At 47.2% G+C, this 13,705-nt stretch carries 14 protein-coding genes; 7 read left to right on the forward strand and 7 right to left on the reverse strand.

The window, feature by feature from the left end:
- Positions 1-288: a hypothetical protein gene (locus UNH61_RS08680; RefSeq protein WP_326991690.1), complete on the reverse strand. Its 288-nt coding sequence runs from the start codon at positions 286-288 to the stop codon at positions 1-3.
- A gap of 74 nt (positions 289-362) precedes the next feature.
- Positions 363-1,631: an aspartate kinase gene (locus UNH61_RS08685; protein ID WP_326991691.1), complete on the reverse strand. Its 1,269-nt coding sequence runs from the start codon at positions 1,629-1,631 to the stop codon at positions 363-365.
- 141 nt (positions 1,632-1,772) lie between these two features.
- Here UNH61_RS08685 and fbp point away from each other — a divergent pair, with 141 nt between their 5' ends.
- From fbp to UNH61_RS08710, 5 genes are all read left to right on the forward strand, one after another.
- The gene (gene fbp, locus UNH61_RS08690; protein WP_326991692.1) at positions 1,773-2,786 is read left to right on the forward strand and encodes a class 1 fructose-bisphosphatase; all 1,014 of its coding nucleotides are present in this window, start codon (positions 1,773-1,775) and stop codon (positions 2,784-2,786) included.
- Positions 2,787-2,961: 175 nt separating this feature from the next.
- The gene (locus UNH61_RS08695) at positions 2,962-3,450 is read left to right on the forward strand and encodes a CAP domain-containing protein (protein ID WP_326991693.1); all 489 of its coding nucleotides are present in this window, start codon (positions 2,962-2,964) and stop codon (positions 3,448-3,450) included.
- A gap of 131 nt (positions 3,451-3,581) precedes the next feature.
- Entirely contained in the window at positions 3,582-4,346 is a 765-nt protein-coding gene (locus UNH61_RS08700; RefSeq protein ID WP_326991694.1) for an ABC transporter ATP-binding protein, read from the forward strand.
- A 23-nt stretch (positions 4,347-4,369) separates the two neighbouring features.
- On the forward strand, positions 4,370-4,897 hold the full coding sequence (locus UNH61_RS08705) for a YfiT family bacillithiol transferase (RefSeq protein ID WP_326991695.1): 528 nt from the start codon (positions 4,370-4,372) through the stop codon (positions 4,895-4,897).
- 19 nt (positions 4,898-4,916) lie between these two features.
- On the forward strand, positions 4,917-5,468 hold the full coding sequence (locus UNH61_RS08710; RefSeq protein WP_326991696.1) for an NUDIX hydrolase: 552 nt from the start codon (positions 4,917-4,919) through the stop codon (positions 5,466-5,468).
- Here the strand turns inward: UNH61_RS08710 and UNH61_RS08715 are convergent, their stop codons facing one another.
- The 3 genes from UNH61_RS08715 to UNH61_RS08725 all read right to left on the reverse strand — a co-directional run bounded on the left by UNH61_RS08715 (position 5,469) and on the right by UNH61_RS08725 (position 9,373).
- The gene (locus tag UNH61_RS08715) at positions 5,469-6,758 is read right to left on the reverse strand and encodes a folylpolyglutamate synthase/dihydrofolate synthase family protein (protein WP_326991697.1); all 1,290 of its coding nucleotides are present in this window, start codon (positions 6,756-6,758) and stop codon (positions 5,469-5,471) included.
- Between the two features lie 113 nt (positions 6,759-6,871).
- Positions 6,872-8,317, reverse strand: coding sequence for a DUF5723 family protein (locus tag UNH61_RS08720; RefSeq protein WP_326991698.1), 1,446 nt, complete (start codon positions 8,315-8,317; stop codon positions 6,872-6,874).
- 168 nt (positions 8,318-8,485) lie between these two features.
- Entirely contained in the window at positions 8,486-9,373 is an 888-nt protein-coding gene (locus UNH61_RS08725) for a hypothetical protein (protein WP_326991699.1), read from the reverse strand.
- A 137-nt stretch (positions 9,374-9,510) separates the two neighbouring features.
- On the opposite strand from UNH61_RS08725, the gene UNH61_RS08730 reads away from it, so the two are divergent.
- Together UNH61_RS08730 and UNH61_RS08735 are read left to right on the forward strand one after the other, a co-directional pair.
- A complete protein-coding gene (locus UNH61_RS08730; protein ID WP_326991700.1) occupies positions 9,511-10,755 on the forward strand; it encodes an MFS transporter in 1,245 nt (414 codons plus the stop codon).
- A gap of 74 nt (positions 10,756-10,829) precedes the next feature.
- Positions 10,830-11,714, forward strand: a complete 885-nt coding sequence (locus tag UNH61_RS08735; RefSeq protein WP_326991701.1) for an AraC family transcriptional regulator — start codon at positions 10,830-10,832, stop codon at positions 11,712-11,714.
- A gap of 79 nt (positions 11,715-11,793) precedes the next feature.
- Here the strand turns inward: UNH61_RS08735 and UNH61_RS08740 are convergent, their stop codons facing one another.
- The gene (locus UNH61_RS08740) at positions 11,794-13,089 is read right to left on the reverse strand and encodes a radical SAM protein (protein ID WP_326991702.1); all 1,296 of its coding nucleotides are present in this window, start codon (positions 13,087-13,089) and stop codon (positions 11,794-11,796) included.
- A gap of 20 nt (positions 13,090-13,109) precedes the next feature.
- Entirely contained in the window at positions 13,110-13,697 is a 588-nt protein-coding gene (locus UNH61_RS08745; RefSeq protein WP_326991703.1) for a hypothetical protein, read from the reverse strand.
- Between the last annotated feature and the right edge of the window lie 8 nt (positions 13,698-13,705).

Raw genomic sequence — 13,705 nt, forward strand, 5'->3', positions numbered from 1 at the left:
TTACCTGTTGATGTTATGCTGGTAGAATTGTAATGCCATTTTCAGCACAGCCTGGATTTTCCCAAGGGGCATCTTTTCTGGATCATGCTCAGTTTCATTCACAACATATGATTGGGTGGAGGAGCTGCATACAGGTGCCTCCCGGAGATTGCCGAGGGTGATCAGGTAGATGGGTAGTTCATCAGGATGACTGGCCGAAAGGTGGCCACGGTTTGCCATTCCGCCCCCACATGCTAATATTAGCACGATAAGAGCACTCAGGCTTAAAACTATAGCAACTTTTTTCATACCTCATTTTTTCTAAAGACGAACAGGCACGAAAAAAGTTGCACGAAAGGGGGTTATTTTTTTGCTGGATAAATTTATTTTTTCCAGAGACGTTGTATGGTAACGGGTGAACGCTGCTCTAAAAGTATCGTATGACCATCACTGAGCTCATCCAGCAGGCCATTATGGTAATAGCGGACCGTCAGTAATTCCAGGCCTTCGTTGTAAACGATCTTGAACTGCTGATGCAGGGCTTTGATCAGCTGCTCGATTTTCTCAGGATTGTTGTCGATTACACACGAAAAATTGATTGCCCCGTTCTGCATCAGGTTGATCTTCACTTTAAGACCGTGGAAAATCTCGTAAATGTCGCTGATCTTATCTTCCGTAATAAATGAATAATCCTTGGAAGTAATGTTCAGTAACACCTGGTTCCTTTTCAGTACTATAATGGGAGGCAACTGTCTGGTGTCGGCAGTTTCTTTGATAACTGTTCCAGGCAGACTTTTATCGAGAAAACATTTCACCAGCAACGGTATCTGCTTGTTTTGCAGCGGTTTGATGGTTTTGGGGTGAATGACCTGTGCACCGTAGTACGCCATTTCTATTACTTCTCCATAACTGATCTCCGGGATATTAACAGTATTAGGGAACAGTTTTGGATCCGCATTCTTAAGCCCTTCCACATCTTTCCATATGGTTTGGCTTTCAGCATCCAGCATATTGGCGAAAACAGCTGCGGAATAATCGCTGCCCTCCCTGCCCAGGGTAACACTTTCATTCTGGTCGGTGCTGCCAATGAAACCCTGCGCAATAACAATATTGGTGATATTGAAAAGCGGAGCCACTTTTTCGGTTACCTGCCGCTGGGTATAGGTCCAGTCGATATTGGCATCCCGGAAGTTATCATCCGTCCGGAATACATCCCTGACATCCAGCCAGGTGTTATGTAAGCCTATGCTGTTAAAATAAGCACTGACGATAGCAGTGCTCAGCAATTCCCCAAGCCCCACCAGCTGATCATAGTAATAATCGTAAATGCGCATGGGCTTTTCTCCCAGCGTCCACTCGGCTTCGGTGAAAAACTGCTGCAGCTGCGCAAACAGGGGATGTTCCTGGTTTCCCAGCAGGGCCTCTGCCACATTCAAATGGGTTCGCTCGATATTATACAACAGTTGCGCTGCAATTTCTCTTTTACGCAGGAAGAAATTTTCCGCCACTTTTTCCAGTTCATTCGTGGTTTTGGCCATGGCCGATATAACGATAAGGATCTTATCGTCCGGGAATGACTGTACTATCTGGGCCACTTGCCGGATACGTTCAACACTTTCTAAACTTGCGCCGCCAAACTTGAAAACCTTCATATGATAGTTTATCTTCTTTTAAAAAATTATTCGGCAAAGTAAGACAAGTTTAGAATTGTTTTAAAATATGTTTACAGATAAATGACATTTTTATTAAATAACACAGCATTTCCATTAATTTCGCCACTACAACGTAACGTTATGAATATTAAGCAAAAAGTTATGACCCTGGACGAATTCACTATCCAGGAACTGCGGAATTACCCGGGTGCAACCGGTCAGTTATCCGGCTTGCTGCGGGATATTGGACTTGCCGCCAAACGGGTAAACGTAGAAGTAAACAAGGCAGGTATCGCTGATATATTAGGGGAAGTAGGGAAGACCAATGTGCAGGGGGAATCAGTGAAAAAACTGGACGAATTTGCCAATGAACAATTGATCAACTCATTGGAATCCAGTATCTACTGCTGTGGAGTAGCCTCCGAAGAAAATGAGAATTTTATCGCTTTCACCGATGAGCATTCCAAAAGATCAAAGTATGTGGTATTGATGGACCCTCTCGATGGCTCCGGTAATATCGATGTAAATGTGTCTATCGGAACTATATTTTCCGTGTATCGCCGCCTTACCCCGGAAGGTACTGAGTGTGAACTGGAAGACTTTCTGCAGCCGGGAACGCAGCAGATAGCCGCCGGCTATATCATTTATGGTTCGTCTACCATGATGGTATATGCCACCCGTCGCAGTGTACAGGGCTTTACCCTCGATCCTTCTATCGGAGAGTTCTGCCTTTCACACCCTAACCTGAAATGCCCGACCGATAGCGACATCTTCTCCGTAAACGTAGGCTACTACTATCTTTACGAAGAAAAGATCCGCAAGTCCATCGACTATTTCATGGCAAGGAACGAAAACGACCGGATCTACCGTCACCGTTTCGTGGGCTGTATGGTAGCGGAAATTCATCGCACCCTTATCCAGGGTGGAATCTTTATGTATCCGGCCTTTGGTAAATATGTATCCGGACGATTAAGGCTTTGCTACGAATGCAACCCTATGTCTTTCATCATGGAAAAAGCCGGCGGAGTAGCTATGGCCCATGGCCGCCAACGATTGCTGGAACTCAAGCCGGTGCAACTTCACCAGAGAACACCGATATTTATTGGTTCCCGGAGTATGATGGAAATCTGGCAGAAAATTACGAACCAGGAATAGAGAGAATTACGAATTACGAAATAACCCGAAGACCTCAGCAAATATTATCATTCGCTGAGGTCTTCGGGTTATTTCGTAATTCGTAATTCCTAATTCGTAATTCTCTCTAAACTTGGCCCGATTTTCACAGTCTCTACTATATCAATCATTTTTCATTTTTAACCATTTTTATTCTATGTCGATTTTGAAGAACCAGCGGATCTTTGTGTTATTGGTAGCCATGTTGGCCGTTTTCCAGGTAAGCGCCTGCGCACGGGGTGTTCACCGGGCCGACAGCAGTAACGGGGGAGGTAGTCTGGAAGAGGAAATTCTTTACTACACCAACAAATTCCGCCAATCCAAGGGCCTGAAGCCATTGCAGCTCGATCCCCTCATCAGCCAGCAGGCGCGTAATCACAGTCGCGATATGGCCAGCGGGAATACAGGTTTCGGTCACGAAGGATTTGAAGAACGTGTAGCCTATATCTCCAAAAAAATGGGTCGCGTTGCCAGCGCGGCAGAAAATGTTGCCTACGGTACGCTCGATGCTGAAGCTGTGGTAAATGGCTGGATCAAAAGTCCCGGACACCGCAGGAATATGCTGGGCGACTATAACCTGATCGGTATTGGTACCGCTGAAAAGGGACGACTAACATTCTTTACACAGGTGTTCATTAAGCAATAGCTTTTAGCCTTTGGCCTTTAGTCTTTAGTAAAAATGCAGCGAAGATTATATCGGTTTTAAACACCATATAATCTTCGCTGCATTTTTACTAAAGACTAAAAGCTAACAGCTCTTTTTTGTACCTTGGCTGCATGGAAAAGAAAAAGATCATCGAGGTAAAGAACCTGGTGAAGAAATATGGGGAGTTTACCGCTGTTAAAGGGATCAGCTTTGAGGTATTTGAAGGCGAAATATTCGGTTTGCTGGGCCCCAATGGCGCCGGTAAATCTACTACGCTGGAGATTATTGAGACCCTCCGCGATAAAACAGAGGGTAAAGTGATAGTAGGAGGGTTCGACCTGGATAAAGATCCGAATGATATCAAAAAGATTATTGGCGTACAGCTACAGAGTTCCGGCTACTATCCGGGGCTAAACCTGGTAGAGCTGATAGAGATGTTTGGCGGATTGTATAACCAGCCGGTAGAGCCGCTGAAGCTTTTAGGGATGTTCAACCTGGAAGACAAGGCCCGGGCTAAGTACAAAGAGCTTTCCGGAGGCCAGAAACAACGCTTCTCTATTGCCACTACGCTGATCAATAAGCCGCAGATCATATTCCTCGATGAACCTACAACAGGGCTCGATCCCCAGGCCAGGCGCAACCTCTGGGATCTGATCCTGCAGGTGCGCAGTCAGGGTACTACCGTGGTGATTACCACCCACTATATGGATGAGGCGGAGTTTCTGTGCGATCGTTGTGCGATTGTTGACAGCGGCCAGATTATCGCCATTGATTCCCCCGATGGCCTGATCGATAAGCTGGTATCTTCCGGATTTGAAAGGAAGAAAGAGGTGAAGAAAGCTAACCTGGAAGATGTATTTATTCATCTGACCGGGAAAGATCTGAGGGAAGAATAAACGAATAATAAAACAGATTACAGATGGAAGCCTTGCAATATCCTATCGGACGTTTTGAACCGTTGCCAGACTATACACCTGCCATGGTACAGGGTTTTATTAAAGATATCCAATACCTGCCCCAGCTAATGGAAATAGCAATCCAGCATATGGACGAATACCAGCTGCAAACACCTTATCGCCCCGGAGGCTGGACAGTGGCGCAGGTAGTACACCATGTGGCAGATAGCCATATGAATGGCTATACCCGCATGAAACTGGCACTTACAGAAGAGGCACCTGTTATAAAATCATACGAGGAAGGAGCATGGGCCCTGTTACCTGATGTGGCGCAGACGCCTGTTAATGTGTCTGTTACATTGTTACATGCGTTGCATACCCGTTGGACTAACCTGATGCTGCACCTGACACCGGCTGAATGGGAACGCACTTTTATTCATCCGGCCAACGGCACCAGGCATAACCTGAAAACACACGCAGCTAACTATGCCTGGCACGGAAAACATCACCTGGAGCATATATTGCGACTGAAGGAAAGAATGTCATGGTAAAGCTAAAGTAATTATAGAAATGGAATGGAAACTACTCTCATCTAAATACTTGTTCAAAGACAACTGGCTTACGGCAAGGATCGATACATGTGAAACTCCCACAGGGAAAATTATTGAGCCTTATTATGTACTGGAATACAACGATTGGGTAAATGGTGTTGGTATCCGGGAAGACGGGCAGGTAATCATGATCCGCCAGTTCCGCCAGGGAATAGGCAGAACATTGCTCGAAATACCCGGAGGAACTATGGACGCTACCGATCCGGATCCTCTTTTTGCGATGAAGCGGGAAATGCTGGAAGAAACCGGTTATGAATTTAAAGAATGGGTGTCGTTGGGATCAATTGCGCCCAACACCGCCGCTGCCAATAATTATACACATATGTTCCTGGCAACAGGAGGCGTGAAGGTACAGGACCAGGAACTGGATCATAATGAAGAAATAGAAGTTGTGCTGATGCCACTGGAAGAGTTGCAGCAACTTCTGTTGGAAAATAAGATCGTGCATAGCCTGCATACTACCTGTATCTTCTATGCGTTGCTGCATCTCGGCAAAATGGCGATGAAATAGTTACATCACCTCGGCTACAATAAAGAAACTACCGCATACCAATATCATATCGTCTGGCTGGGCGTGTTGTTTGGCGGCTTTCAATGCCTCCTGAACGGACGAATAAGCATTGCCCTGCAACCCATGTTCAGCCGCCATTCCGGCAAGTGCCACATCATCAAGTGCCCGGGGGATATTGGCTTTACAGAAATAATAATGTGCGGAAGATGGAAATAGCGGTAAGACTTTCTCTACTTCCTTATCTTTCACAAACCCTACAACAATGTGCAGTTGCTGATAATTTACATGCCCCAGTTGTTGTACTATCTCCCGGATACCCGCTTCGTTATGTCCTACATCCAACACGGTAAGCGGATGTTCTTTCACCACTTCCCAACGTCCCCTTAATCCGGTAAGTTTCTTTACGTGGGCCAGCGCCTGAGTAATATGTTCTGCAGAAATCTGCCACCCTTGCTGCTGTAATATTTTTATGGAAGACAACACCCCCATCAGGTTCTTTTCCTGGTACTGTCCATTGAGATCCAGCCGGAAATGCTGCATCTGCTCATGGCGTTTATCCATTAATGTGATATCCAGGTGCGTACCTGCTATAGCGTTGGAATACTCCATCCATTCCTGGTCCGCAAAATGAATGGGGGCCTGGAGCGATTTCGCCGTATCTGTAAACACTTCCTGTACCTCCGACTGGGTTTCACTGATCACCACCGGAACGCCGGTTTTGATGATACCGGCCTTCTCCGCCGCAATTAAGGGTAAAGTATCTCCTAATATCTGTTTGTGGTCGTAGCTGATATTGGTGATAAGCGAAAGCTCGGGAATAATAACATTGGTGCTGTCTAACCGGCCACCCAATCCGGTTTCAATAATAGCAATATCTACTTTCTCAGCCTGGAAGTAACTGAATGCCATTGCAACTGTCATTTCAAAAAAGGAGGGGCGTATATCCGCGATATGCTGGCGCATATCTTCCGTGAACCGGACTACAAAATCCTCTGCTATCATTTGTCCGTTTACACGAATACGTTCGCGGAAATCAAGCAGGTGAGGAGAAGTATACAGCCCCGTTTTGTAGCCGGCCTGCTGAAAAACCGCTGCCAGCATATGGCTGGAAGAGCCCTTGCCATTGGTACCCGCAACATGAATACTCTTAAATCCTTTTTCAGGATGCCCCGATTGTTCGAGTAACGCGAGTGTATTATGCAGATCTTTTTTTAGTGCAGCAGCCCCTACTCTCGTGAACATAGGCAGCTGTGCGTATAGATAGTCTAAGGTTTCTTGATACGTAGCCATGATGCAAATTAATTAAGAATTATGAGCGAAGAGCCAGGCGGTTTTAATTTTTATTATCCGTTTAACTCTTCGCTCATAATTTTTAATTCCATACTCCCAACTCCTGATTCTTTCTACAACTTCGGGCAATCCAACTGCCGGTTCCGGCTTCTTCCGCTCCGCTCAAACATGGCTGAGTTCAGGCGTAACGCAACATAAACGGCAGCATGGTCGATACGCTTTTCGAAGAGATTGGTAAATATAGTGCTGGATCCCAGTAGTAAAGGACCTACCCGCACACCTGCACCCACATCCGCCTGTCCGTTGTGATTGATGGTGAGTGGCAGATAAGCGCCAAACCACCTGGTTTCATAGCGGGGAGTGATGCTGAAATTGGTCAGGGCGTATGTTTTGGCAATGTTTTTCCTGCCTGCCGTCAGTGCAATTACAGCGTTGGCACTGACGAAGAAGCGGCCGTCGATATTATAGTCTCCCATCAGATTCAGCGCCGTGGGCAATGTCATGGCAAAAGTAGAATCAGTGGGCAGAGGAGTAAAGTACTGGTTCAACCGCCGTGCATACTGTTGCAGGCTCTCCTTATGTTTATATTCAAGGTCGTTGGGCACTACATGGTCTTTGACCAGACTAAGGTCGGTATTGATCGGCGCCTTGGTATATTTGATCCTGCCAATGTCGGTAACGGAAACTCCTATACGAAATTTGTAATCGTCAGCGTCATCGTCGTTGTAGGCACCAAAGCCACCGTTATCAGGCCGGTACTCATAAATGAATCCGATATCTGCACCGATACCAGCGTTGTGAAACAGCTGGAGGTTGCGCTGTACGGGCGATTGCCACTGATCCATTTCCTTATTGTATGCATAAGATAGTGTACCACTGGTAATGCTGGCATCCCGCCTGTTATTAAGGGTGAAATTGATATCCTTCGCGGAGGCATAACCGGCAGACACACCGCTCAGTAATTTGAGGGTAATACCTCCCTTCAGGCGTCCGCTGTATGTTTCTTTCAATACACGGGCATAGCTCAGTCCCAGTTCGTGCCAGACATGAGCAGAAGCATCCACCTGCCGGATACTTAGGCTCTTCATGGTGTAGTCGGGGTTGGGATAGTTAATCCCGAAAAAGTTTGCGATAGGAGTAGGCACGTTACCGGCATTGCCGCTGCTGCGCATACGCCAAACGAAAGAAACAGACTGCTTCGGATCGATCGCATATAAAACCGAAGGTAGCACAACTTCTCCCATGGCCCAGCCATTCTGCAGCCGGTTGGCGCCCTGGTCCAGGAAATAGTCCCTGTTAAGGCGAAGGGTATCCGGCATGTGCAATAATTTCGACTTGGGCATGCTTACATAAGTATTCCCGGCATTGACATCTGCCCCTATGATATTTACATCCCATTTATAACGGTAGCCCGCTGCACTGGCAGGGTTGGAGAGTACACCATAAATACCGGCGTAATTGCTGTTGTTGTATCCGGGGAATGATTGTGCCACAGCAGTTTGCTGCAGTAATAACACAGCAGCGGTAGATAAAATGATACGGTTTAGTGTTCCAGTCATCGTTGGCGATAAAAAACAGGTTTCTCGAATCAGCACATAGAATGAGCGCTTATTTGCTTTTGAAATCATAGGTAGAGATGTAGGATATTGCTGTTTCCCGAAAAAACGCTATGGTAGCTTCCTGAAATGAAAGGTAACAGGCGCTGGTCAAAAAACAGTATAAGATTGTTATTCTGCTTTGAAATAGAAACGAATGGTGCCGAATTGTTCTTCCGGTGCATCCGGATTGGCGTTGTATTTCAGCTGTCCGCTGCTGGCTGCTCTCTTGGCGATTTCGATCAAACGCGGATTACTGATGGTAGACCCTCTCATGCTAAAAGTGGCTGAAGTCACATTTCCTTTCTGATCTACTTTTATATTAATGGCTACATAGCCGGTTTCTGTTCCGTCATAGGTGACCTGCGGCCTGCCAATCAGGCTACGGCCATTCAGGTGAAAATCGGAGCGACCACCACCAAGCCCGCCGCCGGTATATCCACCACCATTGGGATTGCCGCCAAGCTGGCCTCTGTCGCCGGGTTTGCCGGTGTTACCTTCGCCGGTGGCGTTGTTGGAGCCGTTTGCACTGTTACCACTATTCGCACTGTTGCCGGTACCACCGGAAAATACGGCTTTCGGCTTTGGAGCGGGAGGAGCTGGTTTGGGCGGTGCTTCTGTTGGTTTCTTTGTTACTTTAACAGGCTTGGGTTCCAGCTTTTTAGGAATTTCCTTAGGCTTTTCCACGGGTTTTTCCGGCTTCTTTATTTCCGGAGCATCTTCTTCATCCTGGGTGGCAATATCCTGTTGGGGCTCGCTATGATCGGGTGCCGCAGTAGCAGGTGTTTCCGCAGGAGCCGGCTCAGGCGCTGCCGCACTCGGGGGATTAGGGTTTAATGGCTGCTCATCTCCCATACCATCGTCGGATGTGCCAAGATTCACTTCCATGCCCAAATCCTGATCAGGTAAAGGGGGAGGAGCGGAGAAACCGGTAAATATCAGCGCCACTAACAGTAACGCATGAACGCCGATAGTGATGCCTAGTGCCTGAATATTTTTCTTGCCTTTTTTTTCCTCCATGATAACCTTATTGAGCGCCTGTTTAGACCAAAGTTAATATTTTGATCCAGAAAAAATAATCACTCCCCCAAAGAGGAATTTCAGATCTTTGCAAAAATCATGCTGTTAATCCCGATCAAAACCATTTCGTCGATTTTATGAACCTTGTCCGACAAACCGTTCGTCTCTATCAAAATGCCTATACTGGCTTGTCTCCGGCCACCTGGTGGCTGTCTCTGGTGTTGCTGATCAACAGGAGCGGCACGATGGTCATTCCTTTTATGACCGTATATCTCACTCAACATTTACACTTCAGTATTGCCCAGGCCGGCCTGGTGATGGCCTGCTTTGGCTCCGGCGCCATTGTTGGCGCGTTACTGGGCGGGTGGCTGTCCGATAAAATAGGTTTCTACCAGGTACAGTTCTGGAGCCTATTCTCTAACGGTTTATTATTCATTTTATTGGGTCAGATGCGCACCTTTGAGCAAATATGTATTTGTGTATTTGTCATGAGCTCTGTAGGCGACGCCTTCCGCCCCGCGAACAGTATTGCCATAGCTGCCTACAGCGCCCCCGAGAACCGCACCCGGTCTTATGCCCTGAACCGCCTCGCGGTAAACCTTGGCTGGTCCGTAGGCCCCGCTGTCGGCGGTATCCTGGCCAGTTTCAGCTATCAGCTGCTGTTCTGGGTAGATGGTTTCACCTGTATGGCTGCTGCCATACTCATGCGGATCTTCCTGCCTCCGGTGCCAGCACCGCCAAAGGTGAAAACTGCCGCCAGGCCTAAGGAAGACAAAGTCTGGCACGATCACATATACATCTGGTTCCTCTTTTTTGGGATGATAAATTCCATTTGCCTGTTCCAGTTTTCCAGTATTGTTCCCCTGTATTTCAAGGATGTTTTGCACCTTGAAGAATGGGCGATAGGACTGAATATGTCGCTCAATGGCATCCTTATCGCTTTGGTGGAAATGGTGATGGTATACCGCCTCGAAGGTACCCGTCCAAACCTTTATTTCGTGGCCCGTGGCGCGCTGGTGGTATGTATAGCATATCTGCTGCTTTGCGTACTGCCTCCATACTGGGCGCTGGCTTCAGCGTTTATGATCGTGATCACCTTCGGCGAAATGTTCTGCCTGCCGTTTATGAACAGTTTTTGGATCGGACGCAGCCGGGATCATAACCGCGGACAATACGCCGCATTGTATACCATCTCGTATTCTCTGGCAAATATTGTATCGCCTACCACCGGTGCTTTCGTGGTAGATCACCTGGGATTTAAGCTCTGGTGGGCCATTACAGCAATCGGGTGCGTGCTGTCAGGAGCTGGCTTCTGGTGGCTCCAGAAGAAGCTGGGCAGTCAGATAGCTCCTAAACCCAGGCTTTCAGAAGCGGGCAGATGACAAAAATTGTTAATCACTATACAGATATTGTTCGTAAAATGATTTTTATGGGGAAAAAGTAGTAAAATTGGTAAATGAAAGTGATCCAATTTACCGTTCCCGTGGCCGAAGAAGGTGCTGTAGTGGTACAGGAAGATATACTTCCTTACTTCTATAACTACCTGCACAGGCATAAAGAGGCACAAGTGACGTTGATTATAAAGGGAGAAGGCACATTGATTGCAGGCAATTATACCCAGCCCTTCAAAGCAGGCGACATATACGTAATCGGGGCCAACCAGCCGCATATGTTCAAGGGTGATGCCCGCTATTTTGAAAACATACAGGAAAAGAACATCCACGCCATCCATATTTTCTTTGATCATGAAAACGCCCTGCAGGGCCTGTTTTCACTGAAAGAAATGGAACCTGTCCGGAAGTTCCTCCAGCTATCGGCCAACAGCATGCAACTACCTGCAGAGCACAGCGAAAAAATCGGGGCGGAAATTCTGAAGGTATCGCAACTCAGTGGCGCCGAGCGGTTACTGACATTCGTTAACATGCTGGTGTATTTTGCTAAACAGGTGAAGAACTGGAAATCTTTATCCACCGGCTTCTCCAGGCATTCTTACAGTGAGTCGGAAGGGCTCCGCATGAATGATATCTACCAGTATACACTGGAGCACTATGCAGAAAATATTACGCTGGGGCAGATTGCCGGAGTAGCGCATCTGACTACTTATGCTTTCTGTAAGTATTTCAAGAAACACACCCGTAAAACCTATCTCGAATTCCTGAATGAGATCAGGATCAATGTAGCGTGTAAGAATATTATCAATGGTGATTACGACAGTATTGCTGCAGTGGCTTATGCCACCGGCTACAACAATCCCATTACTTTCAACCGGGTTTTCCGCAAAGTAACCGGGATGTCGCCCACTGCCTACGCAAAGCAATATAGGTTCGCGGAAGTGTACTAGCGGCCCGCTTCAGAGGATATTACAACAAAGGTCCGGCGTACGCACCGGACCTTTGTTTATTTATTGCTGTGATAAATTATCAGTGTGCAAAATCAGTCATGTAATCCCCTTTGATCCGCTCCATCGGAGGGTTAAAGTAGCCGAACTTCACTTCGGGGAACTCTTCGTGGATCAGTTCCATCAGCTGTTTGATACCAAGGCATTCACCGGTTTCAGTAAGGCCCAGTTTGCCGAGGTACCAATCCGGATCAATATTGAAATTACGCCACTGTATCATGTTGAGTTTTGTTTCCCTGATCAGTTTGCGTAGTGCTTCATATTCCTCTGCACTGTCGGTCATTCCCGGGAATACAAAGTAGTTGATAGATGACCAGCCACCGAATTCCCTCACTACCTTCAGGCTTTCCACAATATCATCGAAAGTATAGTTGTTGGGCCGGTAGTAAGGCGTATAATACTTTTCCTGGGCCGAATTGAGGCTCACGCGGATGCTGTTCAGTCCTGCTTCACAAAGCGCCCTTACAGCATCAGGCTTGCTGCCGTTGGTATTGATATTGATACTGCCTTTGGGGGTATGTTTGCGTATTTCTCTGATCGATTCCCTGATGGTTTCCCACATCAGCAGCGGTTCTCCTTCGCAGCCCTGTCCGAAGCTCACGATAGGATAGGGGGCTGTTTCCAGGTGTGGTACGGTGTACTCCACTATTTCCTCGGCTGTAGGTTTGAAACGAAGCCTGTCCTGTGTGGAAACAATCGTTTCTTCTTCCGGCTGAAATGATATACATCCGATACAGTTGGCATTGCACGCCGGAGAAGAAGGAATAGGGCATTCCCATCTTCCCATAAAATAATTACGGGCAGCAGGGCATTCGTAAGTAAGTGCGCAGTTCTCTGCCAGGTGCTGTACCAGCCTGTTATGAGGGTAGGCCTGCAGCAGCGTTTTTACGCCCTGTTTTACCTTTTTGGCGTCGAATCCGGCGCATTCCTGACGTATATCAGATTCGATACGGGTAGCAGGCACATAGAACTTGCCATCCAGCCACCCAACTGCAGTATAGCAGAATAACGGAAGCGTGGGAGCGTCCGGCATTGTTTCATATGCTGCGAGGTAGAAGCCTGTATGGGCGGGCGGAATAAAGGCAGCTACTGCCCATCCTTTCTCACACAGCTCCATATCGCCGGTTTTTGCGTTGATACCGATGCCTCTGCGGCCGGGAAGCTCATACAGATTACCTCCTTCCGGCAACTCTATCCATTCATCTGCTTCCACCGGCCACGCATCCCAGCCGCTACGGCCGGTTACGTGTAATGTGGTGTCTTCAAAAATATTCCCGTTACCGTCGGAGTATAATATGTAAGGTGTTTGTTTCAGCATTGTATGATGTTATTCATTATTTATTGCAGCCTGCGCTGGAAAAAGGTGTTTAATTCTTCCCGTTGCTCTTTCCCGGGCTCGTCCAGTATCTCCAGCTGCAATACTTTGTTATTCTTAAAATCGATAGTGAGCAGGTCGTTCCGTAAAATTACGTTATTCAGCTCGTTCCAGCCAACCAGCTTTTGCGAAAACAAGGTTGGCAGGATGATACCGGTAGTGTCCATCTTTACGAAGGAAGGCTGAAAGATTTTGTATTCCATCCATCCTACGTAAGCCATGCCCAGCCCTACCAGGAAAAGCAGCATCGCTGTAATGGGCTGCAAATGCGACAGGAAATACAGGCTACTGGTGATACAAATGATAGCTTCCAGCATTCTCGCCACAGTATTGGCTTCCGTAAATTTTTTGAATTTCTTCATGGTAAACGGAAAGCTGATACAGCCTATGCCCATCAACAGGAAAAATACTACGAGGAACCAGTTAGGCTGCGCCTCCCGGTAAACCCCGATGGCATTGAACAGAAATAAGATGCCCGTAAGGCCGTGCATCACCGGTAGTAACCGGATTCTGCTGGCGGTATTGGGATGCAGAATGCGCAAACGTTGCATGAACAGAA

The sequence above is a fragment of the Chitinophaga sp. 180180018-3 genome, from assembly GCF_037893185.1.
Lineage (GTDB): Bacteria > Bacteroidota > Bacteroidia > Chitinophagales > Chitinophagaceae > Chitinophaga.

What these genes read in the sequence shown, in the direction of transcription:
- fbp (WP_326991692.1), top strand. Translation starts at nt 1,773, where the DNA reads ATGAATATTAAGCAAAAAGTTATGACCCTGGACGAATTCACTATCCAG.
- UNH61_RS08735 (WP_326991701.1), top strand. Translation starts at nt 10,830, where the DNA reads ATGAAAGTGATCCAATTTACCGTTCCCGTGGCCGAAGAAGGTGCTGTA.
- UNH61_RS08710 (WP_326991696.1), top strand. Translation starts at nt 4,917, where the DNA reads ATGGAATGGAAACTACTCTCATCTAAATACTTGTTCAAAGACAACTGG.
- UNH61_RS08680 (WP_326991690.1), bottom strand. Translation starts at nt 288, where the DNA reads ATGAAAAAAGTTGCTATAGTTTTAAGCCTGAGTGCTCTTATCGTGCTA.
- UNH61_RS08725 (WP_326991699.1), bottom strand. Translation starts at nt 9,373, where the DNA reads ATGGAGGAAAAAAAAGGCAAGAAAAATATTCAGGCACTAGGCATCACT.
- UNH61_RS08720 (WP_326991698.1), bottom strand. Translation starts at nt 8,317, where the DNA reads ATGACTGGAACACTAAACCGTATCATTTTATCTACCGCTGCTGTGTTA.
- UNH61_RS08730 (WP_326991700.1), top strand. Translation starts at nt 9,511, where the DNA reads ATGAACCTTGTCCGACAAACCGTTCGTCTCTATCAAAATGCCTATACT.
- UNH61_RS08740 (WP_326991702.1), bottom strand. Translation starts at nt 13,089, where the DNA reads ATGCTGAAACAAACACCTTACATATTATACTCCGACGGTAACGGGAAT.
- UNH61_RS08705 (WP_326991695.1), top strand. Translation starts at nt 4,370, where the DNA reads ATGGAAGCCTTGCAATATCCTATCGGACGTTTTGAACCGTTGCCAGAC.
- UNH61_RS08685 (WP_326991691.1), bottom strand. Translation starts at nt 1,631, where the DNA reads ATGAAGGTTTTCAAGTTTGGCGGCGCAAGTTTAGAAAGTGTTGAACGT.
- UNH61_RS08745 (WP_326991703.1), bottom strand. Translation starts at nt 13,697, where the DNA reads ATGCAACGTTTGCGCATTCTGCATCCCAATACCGCCAGCAGAATCCGG.
- UNH61_RS08700 (WP_326991694.1), top strand. Translation starts at nt 3,582, where the DNA reads ATGGAAAAGAAAAAGATCATCGAGGTAAAGAACCTGGTGAAGAAATAT.
- UNH61_RS08695 (WP_326991693.1), top strand. Translation starts at nt 2,962, where the DNA reads ATGTCGATTTTGAAGAACCAGCGGATCTTTGTGTTATTGGTAGCCATG.
- UNH61_RS08715 (WP_326991697.1), bottom strand. Translation starts at nt 6,758, where the DNA reads ATGGCTACGTATCAAGAAACCTTAGACTATCTATACGCACAGCTGCCT.